The following is a 21,537-nucleotide window of genomic DNA, read 5'->3' on the forward strand; positions in this document are numbered from 1 at the left end:
GTACTCGTCCGTGCTCTTTCGCATGACGTCGCGCCCGAATACTGGGTGCAGCAGGCTATTTACTTGGAAAGGCTTTAGGCGGAATATTGCGAAAGTGGGAGGAAGCAGTCGGAAAATCTCCTGAATAAATGCGCTCGAACGGCTTCCGCCCGTTGAATGCAAGGGAGGATAATCATGAGACGTACTTTCCCGCTCGCGGCATCCGCCGCGGCGTTGTTGCTCGGCGTGCCCTCCGCCTTCGCGCAGTCCGGCGGCGTCGAGAAAGCAGTCGGCGGCTACAGCTTCGAGGAAGCCGCAAAGGAAGCCCCCACCACCAAGGATTTCCATTCGGCCGATGGCCATCTCACCTTCGCCATCGTCACACATACGGCCGGCAACGGCTTCTTCGATCCGGTCTATGTCGGCGCAACCGCCGCCGGCAATCTGATCGGCGCCAAGATACTGCTGCTCGGCTCGGAATCTCCGACCGACGACCCGGCCCGCGAGATCGAAATCCTGAATCAGATCGTGCAGGATCCGACGATCGACGGGCTGATCATGACAACGCCCCAGGTCGGCGCCTATAACGACATCGTCAAGGCCGCCGGAGCCAAGGGCATACCGGTAGCAACGACCAATTCCTTCGACGGCACGATCCTCGACCGCAGCGGCATCAGCCACACCGGTCAGGACGCCTCCGCCGCGGCGATCGCCGGCGAGGCACTCGTCAAGTGCCTGGCGGACAAGGGTATCGAGAAGGGCTCGATCGTTCTGCCGTCATCGACCGCGATGGGCAACATCGAGGTGAACAATCGCGTCACCGCGGCCTTCAACGCGATCGTCAAAGGCCTGAAGGATGCCGGCAAGCTCGAGGCCTTCAAGGTCGACGCAGGTCCCGAGAACACCGGCATCGACACCAATCCGAACGATCCGGTGAACGGCATCGTGACGCTGTTCGAGTCGCGCGGTGATGTTGTCGGCGCCTTCGCCGGCAACAACGTGTTCACGCCAGCGCTGGCCAAGGCCGTCGCCCAAACCGGAAAGACCGGCAAGATCTGCGCCTATGGGTTCGACCTCGGTCCGGCGCAGCAGGATGCGTTGAAGAGCGGCGACCTGACCGGCGCGCTCGGGCAGCAGCCCTTCCTGCAGGGCTTCTATCCGGTCATGCAACTCTATCTGCAGATCGATCGCGGCATCGCGGCCGCCAATCTCGACACGCGCGCCCAACTCGTGACCCAGGAGACCGTTGGAAAGGTCGGCAAGCGTTTCGAGAACTGAATGTCAAAGCGACACTGAACTGGCGCGGGAGAACTGGTATCCTCCCGCGCATTTGGCCTTCGGAACCCTTTATCGAAGAATGCCCGCTGAAGCTCTCGCTCGTCGCCTTCCACCCCAGCTCGTCGGCGGCTGGGAAATGGGATTGCTTGCCCTGCTGGCGCTGATCTATCTCGGCGGCGCTGCCGTCAATCCGACGTTTTTCGGCTCGCCGGAGGCGTTCCATGCACTGCTTCGCGATACCTCGCGGGTCGCCATCATCGCCGTCGGAATGACCTTCGTCATCATCAACAAGGACCTCGACCTGTCGGTCGGTTCCATCTACGGCCTTGTGGCCGTCGTTTTTGCGAGGCTGTTCGCGCCAAGCTTCGCCGATCTCGGCATCGTCATGTCGGTGACCGTCTGCGTCCTTCTTGGCATGGTGATCGGCCTCGTCAACGGCGTGCTCGTTACCATTCTAAAAGTGCCGTCGTTCATCGCCACCTTGACCACGCTTTTAATCGGCCGCGGCTTCGTCCTCGCCCTGACGCACGGTCAGGCGATCTACTATCCAGGCAAAGCGAAGGAGGCCCCGCTCTTCTTCCATCTCGGCGAGACGAACGTCTTCGGCTTCAACAACCAGATCGCAATCTTCGCGGTCGTTGCCGTGATCGGCGCCTACGTGCTCGCCAACACTCGCTGGGGCTACGAAACCTTTGCGACGGGCGGCAACGAGCAGGCAGCAGTCTATGCTGGCATACCGACGAACTGGGTGCGGATCCGTGCCTATCTGCTCTCGTCGCTCTGCGCCGCTGTTGCCGGCCTCCTGTCGGCCGCTCAAGACAAGGGCGTGACCCCGCTTTACGGCGTCAGCGGCGAACTGACCGTCATCGCCGCGGTGATCATCGGCGGCGCTTCCATTCTCGGCGGTCGCGGCCGCGTCGCCGGGTCCTGCCTCGGCGCCACGCTGGTCGTTCTGCTGGACAAGGTGCTGCGCGAGGGTTTGCCGATCACGCGCACCATCAAGATCGGCGAGGAGGAGGTGACGGTCAACGCCGTCTACTCCCTGCCAGTAGGCGCGGTGCCGGTCTTCCTCGGACTGCTGCTTGTCATCGCAGTGCTGATCGAACCCTATCTCATCCGCCGCCAGGTCGCGGCGCGCCTCTGGGCATGGCTGCGCGGCAGGCCGCCGCCGCCGGCCTTCGAGATCGGCGGCGTCGCACTCGAGGGCGTGGTGACCAAGGGTGCGATGGCGACCGACATCGCATTGTCGGCGACCGGGTTCGGCAAGTTCCTCGCCCGGCGCGATGCCCTCGCCGTCATCCTGACAGTGGTGCTGTGGCTCACGGGTCTTTTCCTCAGGCCGGATTACTGGTGGAACCTGTCCAACACTTTCGCGATCCTGCTCAACTATACGGAACTGGCGCTGATCACGGTCGGGCTTACCTACGTCATCGCGGCCGGCGATATCGACCTCTCCGTCGGAGCCGTCCTGGCGCTCGCCGGCAGTGCGGCGGCCTATTTCCTGAAGGTCCTGGGCGCCGACCCCGTCACCGCTGTCGCGATGGGCCTGCTGGCGGGGATGCTTGCCGGCCTTGTCAACGCCGTCGTCGCCGTTGGCTTGAAACTGCCGGCCTTCATCGCAACGCTTGGCATGTTCTACATCGCCCGCGGCCTCGCGGCCTGGTTCGTCGCCGGGCAGCAGCTTACCGGCTGGCCAGAGGGCTACAATTTGCTCGGCCGCAAGGTGAATGACATCCTCCTTCACTTCAGCATCGTGCTTCCGGATGGCATCCTCAGAACACTGGCCGAGGTGGTCAGCGTGCAGACCATCTGGATGATCTTCGTCGCCGTGATTGCCGGCGTCGTGCTCGCCTACACGCCGTTCGGGCAAAAGGTCTATGCAACCGGCGGCAACATCCGCGCCGCCGCCTATGCCGGCATCAACACCAACCGGGCGCGCTTCATCTCGCTCATGCTGGCGGCGTTCTGCGCGACGATGGCCGGGATCATCAACGTCGCCTATTTCCGAAGCTTCAACCCCGTTGCAGGCCAGTTCCGCGAGCTCGACGCCATCGCGTCGGTGATCATCGGCGGCGGGTCGATCTTCGGCGGCTACGGCACCATGCTGGGTTCTCTGGCCGGTGCAGCCGTGATCACCCTCGTTCGGGCGCTCCTGCAGCTCAATGTCCAGGGCTTCAGCATGCCGCAGCATTGGATCAATGTCTTCATCGGCGTCATTCTCATTGTCGCGGTGCTGATCGACATCTGGGTGCGCCAGGCCAATATCTTCGGTCGCCTGCGAGCCCGCCTCGCGCGAGGCGCACGAACCCGGGAAACCATTCATGCCTGATGCTGCGTTGCCTCAACCGATCGTGGAAATGCGAAGCATCGAAAAAGCCTTCGGTGCCGTTCAGGCGCTTCGGAAAGTCGATCTAGTGCTCTATCCCGGAGAGATCCTTGGACTGGTCGGCGACAACTCGGCCGGCAAGTCGACGCTTATGAAGATCCTGACCGGCGCCTATCAGCGCGACGCCGGCGAAATCCTCGTCGCCGGTCAACCGGTGCACTTCAAGAGTCCGCATGAGAGCCGCGATGCGGGCATCGAGATGATCTACCAGGATTTCGCTCTTTGCGGAAACATGGATGTCGGCCAGAACATCTTTCTCGGCCGCTGGCCGCGCAAAGGCCCTTTCGTCAATCGCCGCAAGATGTACGCGGAAGCCGATAGCGTGCTGAAGCGGCTCAAGGTGGACGTGAACTCCGTTTTCCAGAAGGTCGAGAGCCTGTCGGGCGGTCGCCAGCAATCCGTGGCGATCGCCCGCGCGATTTCGTTCGAGCCACGCGTCGTGATCCTCGACGAACCGACAGCCAATCTCTCGGTGATGGCGACCGCGAGGCTCCTCGAGACCATGCTGGAACTGAAAAGGCAGGGTGTTGCCCAGATCATCATCTCGCATCGGCTGGTCGACATTTTCGCCGTAGGCGACCGTGTCATGGTGCTCAAGCGCGGCGAGAATGTCGGCGACCGTCATGTCAGGAACACCGACGAGCACGAGGTCCTTGAGATCATCGTCTCCGGCACGCGGGAGCAGGCGCTTACGGCCGATCAGGCGAGGGCGGTCTGACCACCGAGGCATTGACCCCGGGGTTTATCGCCTCTGCCGGGGGTCGGCTGAACCAAAATTCGTCGGCTTGACAACGGCCATGGCCTGCGCGACCCAACCGGAATGGGACGGGCTGCGAAACATGGTTGCTGTGGCTAAACTGTTGATCGTCAACTCGCCGCTGCGCTCCTTTCGTGCAAAAAGGACAAGGCGGTGACAAGGCCGCGCTCGCGGCGCGGCGGCGGCCGCCCGACCATCGCCGACGTGGCGCGCAAGGCGGGCGTCGGCGCGATCACCGTGTCGCGTGCGCTGCGCGAGCCTGGGCGGGTCTCGGAAGATCTGCGCCGGCAGATACAGGTCGCCGTCGACGAGCTCGGTTACATCCCGGACCCCAATGCGCGCGCATTGGCTTCGGCGCGCGCGGAGGTCTTCGGCGTGCTGGTGCCGTCGCTCACCAACAATGTCTTTGCCGAAGTGGTGCGCGGCATCTATGACAGTCTTTCGGACAGCCCTTTCCGTATCCAGATGGGCAATACCCACTATTCGGGCCTGGAAGAGGAGCGGCTGCTGCAGCTGTTCGCCTCGCAGCGCCCGGCGGCGCTTATCGTCGCCGGCATCGACCAGACGCCGCAGTCGCGAAAGCTGCTGGAGACGGCCGGCTGCCCGGTGGTGCAAGTGATGGAAACCGGACACGATCCGGTCGATATGCTGGTCGGCTTCTCGCATTTCGACGGTGGCCGCGCTGCCACCGAGCACCTGATCGAGGCAGGTTATCGGCGCATCGGTTTCATCGGCGCGCGCATGGACCCGCGCTCGCAGCGGCGCCTTGCCGGCTATCGCGCGGCCATGGAGGCGGCCGGCCTGTTCGATCCCCGCCTGGTCACCACCACGCCGCTATTGTCCAGTGTGACGCTCGGCCGCGAGCTTTTGCGCGATGCGCTGGCCAAGATGCCGTCGCTCGACGGCGTCTTCTGTAACAATGACGATATCGCGCTTGGGGTCTTGTTCGAATGTCGCCGCGCCGCCATCGCGGTACCGAAGGCCATCGGCATCGTCGGCTTCAACGACCTCGACATGATGCAGGCGGCGTTCCCGTCGGTCACCAGCGTTCGCACGCATCGTTATGAAATCGGACGGCAGGCAGTGGCGATGGCGCTGGCGGCGATTGCGGGCCGGAGGCCCCAGCAGAGGGTTGTCGATCTCGGTTTCGAGCTCATTCGCCGCGAGAGCACCGCACGTTGAAACACGCAAAGACGACTGTGCAAATGCCGGTTTACTACCTTGCATGGTAGCGCTACCATCTTCAGCATCGAGTAGTACGGTGGGTGGGGGGAAGGCGCTGTTTATTATACATAAGAAAACAGTCCTTACTTGTTTATTATGTATAATATGATAGTTTGCTGAATTGCCCGCAGGCGAGGCAAGAGGAGGCAGCGGGCAGCAAAGGCCGGCCGGCAGGCGATTGGATGCGGTAGGAGGTGCCGGCCAAAGCGCCAGGACTTAATCAACAAGCAGAACTGCAACTGGGAGGAATACTGATGATCAAGTCACTTGTTGGCGGTGTGGTTGCCGCCACTGCATTTGTCATGCTGAGCTCGTCGGCGATCGCCGATCCGGAAATCGTCAAAGGGCCCTCGGCCGAGCCCGACTGCTTCGCGCCCTGGGCGGCCGACACACAATTCTTCAAATATCCGAAGAAGGAAGGGCCCTATCGTATCGCGCTCGCGAACGGCTATATCGCCAATACCTGGCGCATCCAGATGATCCAGACGGCCAAAGCCTATGCCGCGCAGCCGGACGTCGCCAAGAAGCTGAAGGAATTCAAGGTGGTATCGACCGGCGAGGATGTGCCGGCGCAGATCTCGGCGATCAATAACTTCATCGACTCCGGCTTCGACGCGATCGTCGTCAACGCCCAGAACCCGACCGCGTTCGGGCCCGTGATCAAGCGCGCCAAGGAAGCCGGTGTCATCCTGGTTGCCTTCGACAACATCCTCGACACCAAGGACGCCATCAACGTCAATGTCGACCAGAAGGGGCTCGGCGAATTGTGGGGCAAGTGGCTGGTCTCGCACGTTCCGAACGGCGGCAAAGTGCTTGAGGTGCGCGGTGTCGCGGGTACCTCCGTCGATACCGACCGGCACAATGGCATTCACGAGGTTCTCAACGCGTCGGGCAAGAAATGGGATGTCACCGAGGTCGTCGGCAAGTGGGACGACGGCGTGGCGCAGAAAGCCACGGCCGACGCGATCGCCACCAGCGGACCGTTCGACGGCATCACAGGGCAAGGCGGCGATACCGGCATCGTGCAGGCGATGATCGACGCCAAGCATCCGTTCGTGCCGTTCGGCGGCGAGACGGAAAACGGCTTCCGCAAATTCTGCGCGGCGCATGCGGCGGACGGGCTGAAATGTTCGTCGGCCGGTACCGGCCCGGCGCAGGTTGCCGTTGCCATCAAGACGGCGATTGCCGCGCTCGAAGGCAATGTCGTGCCGCAGTCGGTCAAGCTGCCTTTGGCCATCGTCGAGGATCCGAACTTCAAGGCAGGGCAGGACTACTTCCCCGATCAGTCCGACAATTTCTTCGTCGGCAATTCCTTCCCGACCTGCGGCATCAATTTCACCGCGCAGGAAATCATGGGCCAGACCAAGGAAAACAAATAGTCTGACGGACCGGCGTCGCGGAAGCCGCGACGCCGGCCGCTTGATGCCAATCACGAACTGGCCTGGGGAGGGCTGATGAACGGCGCGGCTCCGCTCTTCCGCATGGAAGGCATATCCAAGCGCTATGGCGGCGTGCGCGCCCTGGAAAAGGCCGATCTTACCGTCACGGCCGGCAGCATCCACGCCATTCTCGGTGAGAACGGCGCCGGCAAATCGACTTTGATCAAGGTCATGGCCGGTGTCGTCGCGCCGGATGAAGGTACCATGACCCTGGACGGCCGCGAGGTGACATTTGCTTCGCCCGCCGCGGCAAACCAGGCCGGCATCGTCTGCATCTTTCAGGAGCTCTCGCTCATTCCGGAGCTGAGCGTCGCCGACAACATCGTCATATCCGACCCGCCGAAACGCTTTGGCATGATCGACCGCAAGGCGCAACGGCGCCTCGCGGAACAGGCGCTTGGCCGCGCGGGTGCCGCCGATATTCACCCCCTGGCGCTGATCAAGGACCTGCCGCTCTCGCGACGACAGATGGTCGAGATCGCCAAGGCGTTGGCCAGGAAGCCGCGCATCCTGATCCTCGACGAAGCGACGTCGGCGCTGACGGCCGCCGATGTCGCGAAGGTCTTCGAGGTGCTGAAGCGGCTGCGCCAGGAAGGGCTGGCGCTGCTCTATATCTCCCACCGAATGAACGAGATCTCCGAGCTTGCCGACCAGTGCACGGTGTTTCGTAACGGCCGCAATGTCGCCAGCTATCGGGCTGGATCGAAGAGCGACAACGAAGTCGTCGAGCTGATGATCGGCCGGGAATACAGCCACATCTTTCCGCCGAAGCCGACCAGGCCCCAGACGGTTGCGGCTCCTGTGCTGGAGGCGCGCAACCTGTCCTGGAGCGATAGGCTGGACAATATCTCGCTCTCGGTTGCGGCCGGCGAGGTCGTAGGATTGGGCGGGCTCGACGGCCAGGGTCAGCGTGAGCTGCTGCTGGCGTTCTTCGGCGTTCTGCGAGGTCTTTCCGGGCAGATCCTGGTCGACGGCAAGCCGGTTTCGATTGCCAGCCCGGCAGCCGCCAGCGATGACCGTATCGGCATGGCGCTGATCCCGGAAGACCGCAAGACGGAAGGGCTGATGCTGCCCATGACGGTGCGCGAGAACCTTTCCTTCGCAGCACTCGACAGGCTGTCAAAGGCCGGCGTCATCGACCGTGCCGCCGAGCAGCGGCTGATCGATGACATGGTTGAATTGCTGGCCATCAAGACGGCGGGGCTCGATATCCCGGTCGGCGCGCTGTCCGGCGGCAACCAGCAGAAGGTGGTGATCGCCAAATGGCTGATGCGGCAGCCGCGCATCATTCTGCTCAACGATCCGACGCGCGGCATCGATGTCGGCACCAAGCAGGAGCTCTATCAGCTGATGCGTAAGCTCGCCGACGCCGGCGCCGCGATATTGTTTTATTCGACCGACTATGACGAGCTGATCGGCTGCTGCGACCGCGTGCTCGTGCTTTATGACGGCGCCATCAAGCGCGAGCTGGTTGGCGCCGATATCACCGAGCACGCGCTGATCGCCAGCGCGCTGAATATCCACGGCGGCAGCGGGCGGGCAGAACAAGGAGAGGGCGCGTGAAGGATTGGCGCTATTGGCTGGCCGAACAGCGCGGAACGCTGCTGGCGTTCGCCATCTTCATCGTCATGTTCGCGATCTACAGCGGCAATCATCCAGCCGGCTTCACGGCCAACGTCGTGCAGACGGCGGCGAACAAGGGCGTTCTGCTTGCCTTCGTGGCGATGGCGCAAACGCTGGTGGTGATCACCGCCGGCATCGATCTTTCGGTCGGCATGATCTTCACGCTGACCAATTGCATGGCTTCCTGGCTCGTCATCGGCACGGGCCTCGAGACGGCGTTTGGATTGGTGGCTGTGCTTGGCACCGGGCTCGTCTGCGGGGCGATCAACGGCGCCATCGTGATCTACGGGCGCCTGCAGCCGATCGTCGCCACGATAGCCACCGGCGCCGTCTATTTCGGTCTCGCGCTGCTTTTGCGACCGGTTCCCGGCGGATCGGTCAACGAGGACGTCGCCGATTTCCTGACAGGGCGCTTCTTCGGCGTCGTGCCGGCAAGCCTGATGGCGCTGTTCGTCGTCGTGCTTGTCGTGTGGGTGCCGTTCCGCCGCTCCGAGCTCGGCCGCGCCGCCTACGCTGCCGGCTCGTCCGAGACGGCCGCCTACATGTCGGGTGTGCCGATCCGCAGGGGCAAGTTCCTTGCTTACACGCTGGCCGGACTGCTTGCCGCGATCGGCGGCCTGTTCCTCACCTTCTTTACCTATACGGGCGAGGCCGCCTATGCGAGCGGCAATGCCTACACATTGTTCTCGATCGCGGCTGTTGTGCTCGGCGGCGTCTCGCTGTTCGGGGGCAAAGGCAGCGCCATTGGCGCGATCTTCGGGGCGCTCGCCTTCCGCACCATCGGCGACCTGCTTTTCGTCTTCGATTTCGACCCGCTCTGGCAGCCGCTGTTCCAGGGCATCATCCTTTTGATCGCGGTCAGCCTCGGCGCCTTCGCGCTGTTTCGGGTGCGCAACCGGCTGGAGTGGTTCCTGTGAGCGAAACGACGCTTGGCGGCATCGCCAGCCGCATGCCGAAATTCATCCGCCGCGCCGATCCGGCGGTGGCGACCGCCTTTGCCTGCATCGTTATCCTGCTTCTGCTCGGTAGCCTCTATTCGCGCAGTTTTCTCTCGCCGGAATATCTCCTGCAGCAGCTGAAGGTCGCGTCGTTCCTCGGCGTGATCGCCACCGGCATGATGCTGGTGATCCTGCTCGGGCAGATCGACCTTTCCGTGCCGTGGTCGGTGGCGACCGGCGCGATGATGGCCTGTGCCGCTGCAGCCTACGGTTCGGTCGGCGTCGCGCTCGCGATCCCGTTCGGCGTTCTGTGCGGGGTCGCGATCGGCATCGTCAACGGCGTCGGCGTGGCTTATTTGCGCATTCCCTCGATGATCATCACTCTAGCCACCAACGCCGTCGCGCAAGGATTGATGGTGGTCTACACAGGCGGGTTCTCGCCGCAGGATTCGGCGACGGCGGCGATGCGCTACCTTGCGACCGGCTTCACCATTCCGGGGGTGCCGAATGCCGTGATCATCTGGGCGCTGATAGGGGCGGCAATGGTTTTCGTGCTGACCCGCACCTCCTTCGGCCGCGTAGTTTACGGCATCGGTAACCGTGAGCGCGCCGCCTATCTTTCCGGAATCGACACGCGCCGCGTGGTGCTGATTGCCTTTGCCGTCTCCGGCGGGCTCTCGGCCTTCGGGGGCGTCCTGCTCGCGGGCTACGCATCGAAGGCGGCGCAGTCGATGGGCGACGCCTATCTGTTGCCGTCGATCGCCGCCGTGGTGCTGGGCGGCACTTCGATCCTCGGCGGCCGCGGCTCATATCTCGGCACCGTCGCCGGCGTGATCCTGATCACGCTGCTGCAATCGATCCTGTCGGTCATGCAGATGCCGGAGGCGGGGCGGCAGATCATTTACGGCGTCGTGATCGTGGCCATGCTTTTGCTCTATGGCCGTGCGCCGGCAAGCCGCTGATTGTGGATGAAGGATCGCAAGGCCACAGCCGTCGGAGGTTTCCATTGAACGACATCCGGTCAGCGCCGGCCATAGTCGTGATGGGGGTCGCCGGCTGCGGCAAGTCGGTGATCGGCGAAGCGCTGGCCGAGGCGCTGGGCGCGGTCTTCATCGAGGGCGACCTATTGCATCCACCAGAAAACGTGGCGCGCATGGCGCGCGGCGAGCCGCTGACGGATGCGTTGCGCGAGGGTTGGCTCGATGCCATCGGCGAGCGCATCGCAGCTTCCGTCGGCGAGGGACACAAGCCGGTGGTGGCCTGCTCGGCGCTGAAGCGCAGCTACCGGAACCGGCTGCTCAGCTTTTGCCCGGGCATCGTCTTCCTCTATCTGAAGATCGATCGCGAGACTGCCTGGCGACGGGTGTCGGGGCGCAAAGGCCATTTCATGCCGGCGAGCCTGGTCGACAGCCAGTTCGCGACCTTGGAAGAACCGGAGCCGGACGAACCGGCGGTGACGGCGGATGGCGCGCGGAGCGTCGCCGCCATCCTTAAACAAGCACTGAGCTCAAGCCCCTCGAGCTGAACAGGTTCAGGCGACGCGATTTTCAGGCTTCGTTCTGATGCATGTCGTTGATCCAAAACCGCTGCGCATTTGGGCGACATGCATTATGCGGCGTCGCCGCCGATCGCGGCTTGATCCTGTTGTCCGGTGAGCCGGTTGGCGCTGGACCAGGCCATCATCTGCTCGGGATACAATTTGACCGCTTCCAGCAGCCGGTCGCGCTTGAGCAGGATATAGGCCGCTTGCAGAACGAAGTTCTTTGCCGCCACGTCCTTTGCCGGCCGGGATGCAGGCTGGGCAGCGTTGGGCTTCAGTTCGGGACTGACGATCGCCCGGTATTCGCGAAAGGGCACAGTCTCAAGGGTCGACATGCCAAACAGCGCAGCGCCGGCGCGCGCCGCAAAATTCGCCGGCGCCGAGGCGAGGTGGGTCCAGCCACGCTCGCCCATGGCGCTCTCGGTGAAGGTAGATCCCGCGTGGATGGTGTTGGTCATCAGCACGACTCCGTTCTCCTTCAGCGTCTTCTGGATGCGCGCCGTAACCTGGTAGGCTTCGGCGCGCTCGAAGACGATGCGGCTCTTCAGAAACCGGTTTTCGACCTCGACCAGCGGCCTGTTGATCACATGCAGGCCGAATTTGCTTTCCGAAAAGCCGTGAAAGTTGACGCTCACCTGGTGCGCTTCGATGCCGGCTTCGAAGAGGGCGCGCTTGCCCATGATGGTCTGGGCGATGAACTGATCGCACCAGACGATGGCGCCGCGGCCGCGCTGCAAGGCCTCGCGCAAGCCGTCGATGCCTTCCAGCCGGATTGCCGGCGACCAGCGCCTGCCAGGCGCCAGATGAGCGGCAAGCATCAGACGGCGGCGATGCGCGGCGGCGAGATGTCCCCTGAAAAGGCTTCGCGTGTCGGCATCATCGCCAAGCACCGCTTTGATCGCCACGTCATAGCGCGCGAAATCCTTGCGAAAATGACGCTTGCGTCGAAGCGTCGAAACCCAATCGCAGATCGGCGCCCACCAGGCTACCGGCAACACCGCCGCCACGCCGAGATAGAACAAGGAAAGCAGGCTTTCGCGCAGATCCTTGTTGGAGACGCTGCGCAACTTGCCGGGGCGGAGGAGCTTGCGGCTGAAGAAGCGGACGGTCTCGCCGCGCTCCGGCACTGCAACGTCGGCGATGATCTCGGTATGATAGACGCTGGCGGATGACGGTTGCCGGTTGGCCCTGCGGGACTTGCCAAGCCGAGGCAGCCTCATGCGTCAGATACCCCCAAACCTTCATACATCCGTCAGCCGATTACAGCGTCTGTCGCGGACAGACAACCAACGGCGAGGCGGCGCGGCTGAGCGATCAGATCTGCGACGTGAGTTCGACCGGGAAATCGTCGTTGTCGGCGTCGCGCATGGCGGCAAGGCTGCGGTTGTCGAGCACCTCGGCGATCGCCTGGCGCACTTCCAGCATCATGTGACGGACCTGGCACGTCGCCTCGTCGCAGTCCTCGCAGCGCTGATATTGCGTGCGGCTGGCGCAAGGGATCGGCGCCAACGGCCCGTCGAGCACGCGCACGACATGGCCGATCTTGATCTCGGAAGCGGGCCTGGCGAGGCGATAGCCGCCTTCCTTGCCCTTGCGGCTCTGGACGAAGCCGGCATTGCGCAATTCGCCCAGGATGGCGTCCAGGAACTTCTTCGGGATGTTGTTTGCGACCGCTATGTCGTTGACGAATGCAAGCTGGCCAGCCGGCAGGCCGGAAAGATGCACGAGGGCCTTGAGGCCGTATTTGCCTTTTTTGGTCAGCATGCCCGATTCAGTTTATCAAACCCCAATCGCCTGCATCTGGCGGTTGTTTGTGTGCAAATCATGACAGTTTGGCCGCGCTACGCGGTTTGGCACAACAATTCTTCGACACAGGTTTAGGCACAAACGCCTTGATTCTTCGTAACGTTTTTCACATTGGCCGCGTTGATTTCGTCGGCAAAGTGATGCCGGCTCCAGATTGAAAAAAGCCGGCGATGGCGACGGCGATGACGGCTTGCCACTTCTTTTGATTGTAAGCGCTACCGGCTGCCATAGGCCTGATCGAGCAAGCCGCCTGCCGCGAAATGCTCTTTCTGCACCCTGTCCCAGCCGCCGAAGACCTCGTCTACCGTCAACAGGCGCACGTCGGGAAACTCGGCCTTGTATTTGGCGGCCACTGCTGCGTCGCGGGCCCGCAGGCCGTTGCGGGCGGCAATGTCCTGGCCCTCGGGCGAATAGAGGAATTCGAGATAGGTCTTGGCGAGATCGCGGCTACCGTGCTCGTCGGCGATCTTATCGACGATCGCCACCGGGAATTCGGCCAGCAGGCTGACTGAAGGCGTGACCTGCTCGAACTTGTCGTCGCCATATTCCCTGCGGATGCCGCGCGTTTCGGATTCGAAGGTGATCAGCACGTCGCCGATCTCGCGCTGCACGAAGGTGGTGGTGGCGGCGCGGCCGCCGGTGTCGAAGATCGGCACGTTGGCGAACAGCTTGGCGATGAACTCCTTCACCTTGGCGTCGTCGCCCTTGAAGGCCTCCTTGGCGTAAGCGGTGGCAGCGAGATAGGTATAGCGCGCATTGCCTGATGTCTTCGGGTTGGGGAAGATCACCTGCACGTCGTCACGCACCAGATCGTTCCAGTCCTTGATGTGCTTGGGATTGCCAGCACGAACAAGGAAGGACGGCAGCGAATAGAAAGGCGATGCGTTGTCTGGGAAATCCTTCTGCCAGTCCGCGGAGATCAGACCCCTCTTGACCAGGAAATCGACGTCGGTGACCTGGTTGAAGGTGACGACGTCGGCTGCCAAACCTTCCGCGATGGCACGAGCCTGCGCCGAGGTTCCGGCGTGGGACTGATCGACGGTCACGCCGGGATGCTGAGCGATGAAAGCCTTGTTGATGTCGGCAAACAATTCGCGGCCGACGTCGTAGGAGGCATTGAGCAGCTTGTCGGCCGACCAGGCTTGGGAGGACGCGAGGACGACGAAGCCGGCAAGCGTGGCAATACCCAGCAATAAGCGCTTCATGAAAACGGTCCTCCTCCAGACAATCAGAACTATGGTGTGACCATAAAAAGGAAAGCCTGGCTGCGCGAGGCACGCGGTCCGGGGGACGCACGAGCAGCGGGAAAATCTCCCGCCCGAACAGCCGCTTGCTAGGATTTTCTTCCAACCTGATTCATCGGGGCCACTGCCGCGCGCCCGGAAGCGGCAGGCGGCAAACAGGTCAGGAGGCCGGGAAAAGCTTCCAGCGCCTCGGCCTGAAAGCCACCCGGCTCTTCTGTGCCGCCGGATGGTCGACCGGCAGCTCGATCTCGACGCGCTGACGCTCGCCGCCGATCTCGAGCTCGACCCGCCTTGTGCCGGCGACGCGGCGGCTTGCGGCGACCGTCCCGGCAATGCAGCCGCTGCAGCCGTCGAGCAGCTCGACATCGTGCGGACGAAAGTAGAGCAGGGCCTCCCCGGACGGCGCATGCGGCGCCTGCAGGCCGACCGGTCGGTCGGCGAGCCAGATCTCGCCATTGTCGACCTTGACCGGCAGCGAGCTCGATTCGCCGATGAAGCTGTAGACGAAAGGCGAGTTCGGCGTGTCGTAGATCTCGTCGGCCGAGCCGACCTGCTCGATGCGACCTTGGCTCATGACGACAACGCGGTCGGCGAGTTCGAGCGCCTCCTCCTGGTCGTGGGTAACGAAGACGGTGGTGTGGCCGGTGGCGTCGTGGATTTCGCGCAGCCAGCGGCGCAGCTCGCGGCGCACCTGCGCGTCAAGCGCGCCGAACGGCTCGTCGAGCAAAAGCACCTTGGGCTCGATGGCCATGGCGCGGGCGAGCGCGACGCGCTGGCGCTGGCCGCCGGAAAGCTGTGCCGGATAGCGCTTTTCCAGCCCCGACAGCTGGACGAGGTCGAGGAGTTCCGAGGCACGGCGGCGGATCTCCTGCGCCGAGGGACGCGCGGCGCCATGCCGGACCTTGAGGCCGAAGCCGATATTGTCGGCAACCGTCATGTGGCGGAACAGAGCGTAATGCTGGAACACGAAGCCGACATTGCGCTCCTGGATCGACTTCTGCGAGGCATCCTCTTCGCCGAAGAAGATGGCGCCCTTGGTGGGCCGCTCCAGGCCGGCGATCAGGCGGAGGAGCGTCGTCTTGCCGGAACCGGATGGCCCGAGCAGCGCGATAAGCTCGCCCGACCTGATGTCGAGCGAAACGTCGTGGAGCGCCGGAAACCGCTCGAACTCCTTGCGCACGTTGACAACGCGAACTTCCATACAGATCCCTCAATCAACTGATGCATGCTATGCGGTTTCGGGCGGCATGCATCTAATGTCCGCGCGTCGCGGCAATCTCGGCGCCGTAGCGCATCTCCAGAAGTGTTTTCAAGACCAGCGTCACCAACGCCAGGCCGGCAAGCAGCGAGGCGACTGCGAAGGCGCCGACGGCGTTATACTCATTGTAGAGAATTTCCACATGCAGCGGCATGGTGTTGGTGAGGCCGCGAATGTGACCTGAGACCACCGACACGGCGCCGAACTCGCCCATGGCGCGCGCGTTGCAGAGTAGCACGCCGTAGAGCAGGCCCCATTTGACGTTGGGCAGCGTCACATACCAGAAGGCCTGCCAGCCATTGGCGCCGAGTGACAGGGCCGCCTCCTCGTCGCCATTGCCCTGTTCCTGCATCAGCGGGATCAGCTCGCGGGCGACGAAGGGGAAGGTGACGAAGATGGTTGCGAGCACAATGCCCGGCACGGCGAACAGGATGACGATGCCATGCGCCTTCAGCCACGCGCCGAGCAGGCCTTGCGCCCCGAAGAGGAGCACATAAACCAGGCCGGAAATGACGGGCGACACCGAGAACGGCAGGTCGATGAGGGTGGTCAGAAAGGCCTTGCCCTTGAACTCGAACTTGGCGATCGCCCAGGCAGCCGAGATGCCGAAAATGAGGTTGAGCGGCACGGAGATCGCCGCCACCAGCAGCGTCAGGCGGATCGCCGAGCGCGTGTCGGGGCTGGCAAGCGCCTCCGTGTAAGCGCCGATGCCTTTGCTAAGCGCCTCGTGGAAGACAACGATCAGCGGCAGAAGCAGGAAGACGGCGAGGAAGGAGAAGGCTATTCCCATCGCCACCCAGCGCACCGGCCGGCTTTCGGTCACCGCGGCCGACTGGCTTTCGTGGTGCGGTTCGTAGGATTTGATCTCGGGATCAGCCATAGCGCTTGCGGCTCCATGTCTGGACGAGGTTGACGACCAAAAGCATCACGAAGGACAGCGCCAGCATGATCGCGGCGATCGCGGTCGCCGCCTCGTAATTGTATTCCTCGAGCCTGATGACGATGAGGAGCGGCGCGATCTCCGACTTGAAGGGCAGGTTGCCGGCGATGAAGATGACCGAGCCGTATTCGCCGACACCGCGCGCGAAGGCGAGCGAGAAGCCGGTGACGATGGCCGGCGCCAGTCCCGGAAAGAGCACGCGGGTGATGGTCTGGAAGCGGTTGGCGCCAAGCGTGGCGGCAGCTTCCTCGACCTCCCTGTCGAGCTCCTCCATGATCGGCTGGACGGTGCGCACCACGAAGGGCAGGCCGATGAACACCAAGGCGATGACGATGCCGAGCGGGGTGTAGGCGACCTTGATGCCGAGCGGCATCAGAAGCTGGCCGATCCAGCCATTCGGCGCATAGAGCGTGGTGAGCGCGATACCGGCGACTGCGGTGGGCAAGGCGAAGGGCAGGTCGACCATCGCATCGGCGATGCGGCGGCCGGGGAAGCGGTAGCGGACCAGCACCCAGGCGACGATGGTGCCGAAGACGACGTTGACCGCGGCGGCCAGGAAGGCGGTGCCGAAGCTGATCTTCAGCGCATTGAGAGTGCGCCGGTCGACGGCGATCGCCCAGAAGTCGGTCCAGCCGAGCGCGGCCGAACGCCAGACCAGCCCCGAAAGCGGGATGAGGATGATGAGCGTGAGGTAGGCAAGCGAGAAGCCGAGCGTCAATCCGAAGCCCGGAATGACACTCGGCTGTCTGAACCGCCACCCCGCCTTGGCGGGTGCTGTGTTCATGCTGTTCTGGATCGTCCCTTCTTACTCAGACCAGAGCGCCCTTCGCCTCGGCTCGGGCACTCGTACAATAGACCCAATCAGGTTTCATCCGGCCGATGGCCGCCATGCTTCATTGGGCGGGCTTGTAAATCTGGTCGAATATACCACCGTCGCCGAAATGATAAGGCTGCGCCTTCTTCCAACCGCCGAATTGCGGATCGTCGATGGTGACGAGCTTGATTGCCGGTAGCTTGGCGAGATCCTCGGCAGGCACCAGGTCGGGCTTGGCCGGACGATAGTGGTTCTTGGCGATGATGGTCTGGGCTTCCTTCGAATAGAGCCAGCTCAGATAAGCCTCGGCGACCTTGCGGGTGCCCTTGGCGTCGACATTGCCGTCGACGACGGCGACCGGCGGCTCGGCCAGGATCGAGGTCGGCGGGTAGACGATGTCGAAATTGTCGGCGCCGAATTCATCGAGCGCGAGATAGGCTTCGTTCTCCCAGGCGATCAGCACGTCGCCCAGCCCCTTCTGCGCAAAGGTCACGGTCGAGCCGCGGGCACCGGTATCGAGGACCGGGACATTCGCATAGAGCTTGCCGACGAACTCCTTGGTCTTGGCTTCGTCATTGCCGTCATTGGCATTGGCATAGGCCCAGGCGGCGAGGTAGTTCCAGCGCGCGCCGCCCGAGGTCTTCGGGTTCGGCGTGATTACCTGGACGCCGTCCTTCACAAGATCGTTCCAGTCATGGATGCCCTTGGGATTGCCCTTGCGCACCAGGAAGATGATGGTCGAGGTGTAGGGGGCCGAGTTGTTCTCGAACTTCGTGCGCCAGTCCGGATTGATCTTTTTCGTCTTCGCGGCAATGGCGTTGATGTCGCCTTCGAGCGCCAGCGTCACGACATCGGCGTCGAGACCGTCGATGACGGCTCGCGCCTGGGCGCCGGATCCGCCATGCGACTGTTGGATGGTAACGGTTTCTCCGGTCTCCGCCTTCCAGTGCGCGGCGAAGGCCTCGTCATAGGCTTTGTATAGCTCACGTGTCGGGTCGTAGGACACATTGAGAATGGTCGTATCGGCAAAAGCGAAACCGAGGGTGCCGAACTGGACAGATGTGGCGACCAGCGCGCCGAGCAGTTTCCCGAAATGAGGGTTGGTCATTTCCGCCTCCGTTGAACGGCCCGAACTCTAGCGAATTTATAGAAATTAGATGCACTGAATGTTGCCTTTTTCATCTCCTTGCAGCAATTTTTCGGCGAGGGGCGGCCAGTCGAGGAAATATCTTCCTCACGTGGCGGCAACATGGATCCTCGTCAGCGGGCCTAATTATAACCGGTCGCGGTCACGGCAAGCCGTGTGGCCCCAGTCGGCGGTCACCGGAAATCGAGGCGCTGCTTTGGGAACGGCTCGTCGGCAAGGGTGAAATGCCACCATTCGCGCCCATAGTTGCGGAAGCCGGCGGCGCGCATGGCCAAAAAGCAGCATCGTGCGGTTTGCCGCTGCTTGGACGGGCAGGTGGCGGTGGGCCGTCTCGCTCGCCGGATCGAAACAGTCGAATCCGGTGCCGAAGTCGAGGGTGCGGGCGTCAGTCACGCCGCAGGCGGGAGGAGCCGCGCTTGTCTCGTCAAGCCCAGCGACGGCGAGGTCAACGGTCGAGCCGCGCGATGAGGTCGCCGCGCTCGACATTCGGATACCACTGCGGGTCGGGCGGGCCGCCTTGCCTTGTCCATCTAACCATGTCGGCGACGGCGCGTGCCGGGCGGTAACAGTCGAAGGCGATCACGTGAGGCCCTTGGCCGTCATTGCTTTCTGAACGCCGGACAGCGCCTTCGCCGCCGGCGCGGTCAGGATGCAGACCGGCGCTTCGTAGCCGTCGACCTTGCGCTGCAGGAAGTTTCCCAGCCCGGCATAGCGGATGTCCTGGCGAATGGTCGGCTCGACATCGGCGAGCCGGACGAATCCGGCGGGCAGGGGGTCGGCGTGGGCGGAGAAGGCAGCCAGCAGGGCCAGTGCCAGGAGGATTATAGCTGCTCCCGCTGAAGGACGGGTGTGCTTCGCGATAAGCCTCGAGAGAAGTGCCTTCGACCCATGAAAGGCGCAACGCGCCGAATCGCTTGCCGGATTCTATTCAACGAAAACCTTCACGCTGGCCGCGCGCCCGGCGGCGTCGATAACGGTGAGAGTCGAATAGCCGGTGCCGTCGGGCTGCCAGGTCGCGGTGCGGCGGCGGTCGATGCCGGCGAGCGGCTTGCCGTTGGCAAGCCAGCGGAACGGCGCGCGCCCGCCCTGCAGCTTCAGCACAAGCGGCGAAGCGTCCGCAGAGTTGGTGCCGAGGTCGACGCGAGCCCCGTCCGGCGGGAAGACGATGGTGGGCGCCGGTTCGGTCGGCGTTGCCTGCACCAGCCCGTCGGAGCCGGCGCCGAAGCGGGCGAGCGTCACCGGCAACTCTTCGCGTTTAAGATTGAAGACGCCCGGCGGCCGGCCGGGCAGCGGCACGCTCCCCAAACCCGAGCGGACAAAGCCTTCGAACAGGATGGGCGCGGCCGAGACATAGCCGGAGAGGCCAGGTACCGGGCCGGCGTCGGCACGGCCGACCCAGACGCCAAGCACATAGCGGCCGTCGAAGCCAACCGACCAGGCATCGCGATAGCCGTAAGATGTGCCGGTCTTGTAGGCGATGCCGCGCGGGGCCGCACCTTCGGGCGGCTTCACGCCGGACAGGATGTCGTCGATCTGCCAGGCGGCCTGGTCGTCGAGGATGGTGGCGGTGATGCGCCCGGCATTGGCCGGCTCGGTGCCGTCATGCAGCGTGTGCATCTTGCCGCCATTGGCGAGGCCGGTATACAGCTGCACCAGGTCGCGCAAAGTCACGCCGGCGCCGCCGAGGCCGATCGCCAGCCCGGGCGCCTCGTTGAGCGGCAGGACCAGGTTGACGCCGGCCTGGCGGAAGCGCGCCGTGAGCCGTGCGGGACCAACCGCGTCCAGCAGCCGGATCGCCGGCACGTTGAGCGACAGCTGCAGCGCCTGCCTGATGCTGACGTCGCCCTGGTAGCCCATGTCGAAATTCTTCGGCCGATAGCCGCCAAAGTCGGCGGGGCTGTCCTCGATGATCGTCTCCTGCGCCACCAGGCCTTGCTCGAAGGCAAGCCCATAGATGAACGGCTTCAGCGTCGAGCCGGGCGAGCGCACTACTTTGGTCATGTCGATCCAGCCGGATCGGCTGGCGTCGAAGAAATCGGCTGAGCCAACTTCGCCAAGAATGTCGCCGGTGCGGGCATCGGCCATCACCATGGCGACGGAAAGCTTTGGGCCGAGCTTCCTGGCGGCCTCTTTCGCCACCTGCTCCAGCCCTTGCTGAACACTGCGGCGGATGGTGAGTTGCAGCGGCTTGCCGGGTTCAGCCTTGGGCAGCATGGCGTAGGAAGCATGCGCTGCCAATGCCGGGAGCTTGCGGCGCAGGCCGGAGACGTCGTCGAGCGCGGCGCGCGCTGCCTCTCGTTCGTTGAGCAGACCGGCCGAGACCATGCGGGTGAGCACGCGGTCGCGCGCGGCATGCGCGATGTCGAGGTTGCGGTCTGGCCGGCGCTTTTCCGGCAACTGCGGCAGCGCGACCAAAAGTGCTGCTTCCGATACGGTCAGCCGCTTCGGTTCCTTGCCGAAATAGGCGAGCGAGGCTGCGCGCACGCCTTCTAGGTTGCCGCCATAGGGCGCCAGCGTCAGGTAGCGCTCGAGGATTTCGCGCTTGGACAAACGCCGCTCGATCTGGATGGCGCGCAGGATTTGCCTGGCCTTGGAGGCGAGGCTGCGGCTGTCGCGCGGCTCGATCAGACGGGCAAGCTGCATCGAGAGCGTCGAGCCGCCGGAAACGATGTGGCCGCTGGTGGCGAACTGCCCGGCGGCGCGACAAAGCGCCAGCATGTCGACGCCGCGGTGGTCCCAGAAGCGCTTGTCTTCATAGGCGACCAGCATGTCGACGAACTGCTTGTCGACCTGGTCGAGCCGAGTTTCCAGCCGCCAATAACCGTCCGGTGTGGCGAAGGCCCGCAGCAGCTGGCCGTCGCGGTCCTGCACTTCGGTGGAGACCGTCAGCGGCGCCGGGAGCGGCGGCGGGAAGGCGCGGTCGAGCTCCCAGAGAGCGGCGACGGAAAGGGCAAGACAGGCGGCGGAGGACGCTGCCGTTATGGCAGCGCGGCGCAAGAATTTTTTGGAGAGCATGGCGCTGCCCCTCACCCTCCTCTCCCCGTGAACGACGGGGAGAGGAGGGTGTCAGCGCTGGAGCTTGTCCCTTCTCCCCGTCTTTCACGAGGATAAGGTGCCGGCAGTTGGATGATGGGCAGCGCTATCGCCATGTTTGTGATCGCCAG

At 63.7% G+C, this 21,537-nt stretch carries 18 protein-coding genes; 9 read left to right on the plus strand and 9 right to left on the minus strand.

All coding sequences use genetic code 11. The features are described from left to right. Positions 1 to 174: 174 nt before the first annotated feature. From A9K71_RS03690 to A9K71_RS03730, 9 genes are all read left to right on the plus strand, one after another. Positions 175 to 1,257, plus strand: a complete 1,083-nt coding sequence (locus A9K71_RS03690) for a substrate-binding domain-containing protein (protein WP_066990516.1) — start codon at positions 175 to 177, stop codon at positions 1,255 to 1,257. Between the two features lie 79 nt (positions 1,258 to 1,336). Beyond that, positions 1,337 to 3,586, plus strand: coding sequence for an ABC transporter permease (locus A9K71_RS03695; RefSeq protein ID WP_066990520.1), 2,250 nt, complete (start codon positions 1,337 to 1,339; stop codon positions 3,584 to 3,586). Then, a complete protein-coding gene (locus A9K71_RS03700; protein WP_066990523.1) occupies positions 3,579 to 4,361 on the plus strand; it encodes an ATP-binding cassette domain-containing protein in 783 nt (260 codons plus the stop codon). The genes A9K71_RS03695 and A9K71_RS03700 overlap by 8 nt, the downstream gene beginning before the upstream one ends. Before the next feature lie 192 nt (positions 4,362 to 4,553). Further along, complete coding sequence (locus tag A9K71_RS03705) at positions 4,554 to 5,582, plus strand: LacI family DNA-binding transcriptional regulator (protein WP_066990526.1); 1,029 nt, start codon at positions 4,554 to 4,556, stop codon at positions 5,580 to 5,582. A gap of 296 nt (positions 5,583 to 5,878) precedes the next feature. Continuing rightward, entirely contained in the window at positions 5,879 to 7,003 is a 1,125-nt protein-coding gene (locus tag A9K71_RS03710) for a sugar ABC transporter substrate-binding protein (protein WP_066990529.1), read from the plus strand. Between the two features lie 75 nt (positions 7,004 to 7,078). Next, positions 7,079 to 8,626, plus strand: a complete 1,548-nt coding sequence (locus A9K71_RS03715; protein WP_066990533.1) for a sugar ABC transporter ATP-binding protein — start codon at positions 7,079 to 7,081, stop codon at positions 8,624 to 8,626. Next, the gene (locus tag A9K71_RS03720; protein WP_066990536.1) at positions 8,623 to 9,603 is read left to right on the plus strand and encodes an ABC transporter permease; all 981 of its coding nucleotides are present in this window, start codon (positions 8,623 to 8,625) and stop codon (positions 9,601 to 9,603) included. The genes A9K71_RS03715 and A9K71_RS03720 overlap by 4 nt, the downstream gene beginning before the upstream one ends. Next, on the plus strand, positions 9,600 to 10,586 hold the full coding sequence (locus A9K71_RS03725) for an ABC transporter permease (RefSeq protein ID WP_066990539.1): 987 nt from the start codon (positions 9,600 to 9,602) through the stop codon (positions 10,584 to 10,586). Before A9K71_RS03720 ends, A9K71_RS03725 begins: the two co-directional genes overlap by 4 nt. Positions 10,587 to 10,666: 80 nt before the next feature. Further along, complete coding sequence (locus A9K71_RS03730) at positions 10,667 to 11,149, plus strand: gluconokinase (RefSeq protein WP_082980325.1); 483 nt, start codon at positions 10,667 to 10,669, stop codon at positions 11,147 to 11,149. An 83-nt stretch (positions 11,150 to 11,232) separates the two neighbouring features. Here A9K71_RS03730 and A9K71_RS03735 read toward each other — a convergent pair whose 3' ends face one another. The 9 genes from A9K71_RS03735 to pbpC all read right to left on the minus strand — a co-directional run bounded on the left by A9K71_RS03735 (position 11,233) and on the right by pbpC (position 21,388). Continuing rightward, positions 11,233 to 12,384 (minus strand): hypothetical protein, encoded by a 1,152-nt coding sequence (locus A9K71_RS03735; protein ID WP_066990541.1) that lies wholly within the window; start codon positions 12,382 to 12,384, stop codon positions 11,233 to 11,235. 94 nt (positions 12,385 to 12,478) lie between these two features. Beyond that, positions 12,479 to 12,928 (minus strand): Rrf2 family transcriptional regulator, encoded by a 450-nt coding sequence (locus A9K71_RS03740; RefSeq protein WP_013530871.1) that lies wholly within the window; start codon positions 12,926 to 12,928, stop codon positions 12,479 to 12,481. A 257-nt stretch (positions 12,929 to 13,185) separates the two neighbouring features. Further along, the gene (locus tag A9K71_RS03745) at positions 13,186 to 14,175 is read right to left on the minus strand and encodes a sulfate ABC transporter substrate-binding protein (protein WP_066990543.1); all 990 of its coding nucleotides are present in this window, start codon (positions 14,173 to 14,175) and stop codon (positions 13,186 to 13,188) included. A 199-nt stretch (positions 14,176 to 14,374) separates the two neighbouring features. After that, positions 14,375 to 15,415: a sulfate/molybdate ABC transporter ATP-binding protein gene (locus A9K71_RS03750; RefSeq protein ID WP_066990546.1), complete on the minus strand. Its 1,041-nt coding sequence runs from the start codon at positions 15,413 to 15,415 to the stop codon at positions 14,375 to 14,377. A gap of 52 nt (positions 15,416 to 15,467) precedes the next feature. Beyond that, positions 15,468 to 16,352 (minus strand): sulfate ABC transporter permease subunit CysW, encoded by an 885-nt coding sequence (cysW, locus tag A9K71_RS03755; RefSeq protein WP_066990548.1) that lies wholly within the window; start codon positions 16,350 to 16,352, stop codon positions 15,468 to 15,470. Beyond that, positions 16,345 to 17,196, minus strand: coding sequence for a sulfate ABC transporter permease subunit CysT (gene cysT, locus A9K71_RS03760; RefSeq protein ID WP_066990552.1), 852 nt, complete (start codon positions 17,194 to 17,196; stop codon positions 16,345 to 16,347). The genes cysW and cysT overlap by 8 nt, the downstream gene beginning before the upstream one ends. Positions 17,197 to 17,305: 109 nt before the next feature. After that, positions 17,306 to 18,334, minus strand: a complete 1,029-nt coding sequence (locus tag A9K71_RS03765) for a sulfate ABC transporter substrate-binding protein (RefSeq protein ID WP_066990553.1) — start codon at positions 18,332 to 18,334, stop codon at positions 17,306 to 17,308. A gap of 212 nt (positions 18,335 to 18,546) precedes the next feature. Then, positions 18,547 to 18,642, minus strand: a complete 96-nt coding sequence (locus A9K71_RS32310) for a M15 family metallopeptidase (RefSeq protein ID WP_245299515.1) — start codon at positions 18,640 to 18,642, stop codon at positions 18,547 to 18,549. Positions 18,643 to 19,297: 655 nt separating this feature from the next. Then, positions 19,298 to 21,388 (minus strand): penicillin-binding protein 1C, encoded by a 2,091-nt coding sequence (pbpC, locus tag A9K71_RS03775; protein ID WP_082980326.1) that lies wholly within the window; start codon positions 21,386 to 21,388, stop codon positions 19,298 to 19,300. Positions 21,389 to 21,537: the final 149 nt, after the last annotated feature.

The sequence above is a fragment of the Mesorhizobium sp. WSM3873 genome, from assembly GCF_001672445.1.
In the GTDB taxonomy this organism is placed as follows: Bacteria; Pseudomonadota; Alphaproteobacteria; order Rhizobiales; family Rhizobiaceae; genus Mesorhizobium.

What these genes read in the sequence shown, in the direction of transcription:
- A9K71_RS03690 (WP_066990516.1), top strand. Translation starts at nt 175, where the DNA reads ATGAGACGTACTTTCCCGCTCGCGGCATCCGCCGCGGCGTTGTTGCTC.
- A9K71_RS32310 (WP_245299515.1), bottom strand. Translation starts at nt 18,642, where the DNA reads ATGCGCGCCGCCGGCTTCCGCAACTATGGGCGCGAATGGTGGCATTTC.
- A9K71_RS03715 (WP_066990533.1), top strand. Translation starts at nt 7,079, where the DNA reads ATGAACGGCGCGGCTCCGCTCTTCCGCATGGAAGGCATATCCAAGCGC.
- A9K71_RS03740 (WP_013530871.1), bottom strand. Translation starts at nt 12,928, where the DNA reads ATGCTGACCAAAAAAGGCAAATACGGCCTCAAGGCCCTCGTGCATCTT.
- pbpC (WP_082980326.1), bottom strand. Translation starts at nt 21,388, where the DNA reads ATGCTCTCCAAAAAATTCTTGCGCCGCGCTGCCATAACGGCAGCGTCC.
- A9K71_RS03735 (WP_066990541.1), bottom strand. Translation starts at nt 12,384, where the DNA reads ATGAGGCTGCCTCGGCTTGGCAAGTCCCGCAGGGCCAACCGGCAACCG.
- A9K71_RS03710 (WP_066990529.1), top strand. Translation starts at nt 5,879, where the DNA reads ATGATCAAGTCACTTGTTGGCGGTGTGGTTGCCGCCACTGCATTTGTC.
- A9K71_RS03730 (WP_082980325.1), top strand. Translation starts at nt 10,667, where the DNA reads ATGGGGGTCGCCGGCTGCGGCAAGTCGGTGATCGGCGAAGCGCTGGCC.
- cysW (WP_066990548.1), bottom strand. Translation starts at nt 16,352, where the DNA reads ATGGCTGATCCCGAGATCAAATCCTACGAACCGCACCACGAAAGCCAG.
- cysT (WP_066990552.1), bottom strand. Translation starts at nt 17,196, where the DNA reads ATGAACACAGCACCCGCCAAGGCGGGGTGGCGGTTCAGACAGCCGAGT.
- A9K71_RS03750 (WP_066990546.1), bottom strand. Translation starts at nt 15,415, where the DNA reads ATGGAAGTTCGCGTTGTCAACGTGCGCAAGGAGTTCGAGCGGTTTCCG.
- A9K71_RS03765 (WP_066990553.1), bottom strand. Translation starts at nt 18,334, where the DNA reads ATGACCAACCCTCATTTCGGGAAACTGCTCGGCGCGCTGGTCGCCACA.
- A9K71_RS03700 (WP_066990523.1), top strand. Translation starts at nt 3,579, where the DNA reads ATGCCTGATGCTGCGTTGCCTCAACCGATCGTGGAAATGCGAAGCATC.
- A9K71_RS03745 (WP_066990543.1), bottom strand. Translation starts at nt 14,175, where the DNA reads ATGAAGCGCTTATTGCTGGGTATTGCCACGCTTGCCGGCTTCGTCGTC.
- A9K71_RS03695 (WP_066990520.1), top strand. Translation starts at nt 1,337, where the DNA reads ATGCCCGCTGAAGCTCTCGCTCGTCGCCTTCCACCCCAGCTCGTCGGC.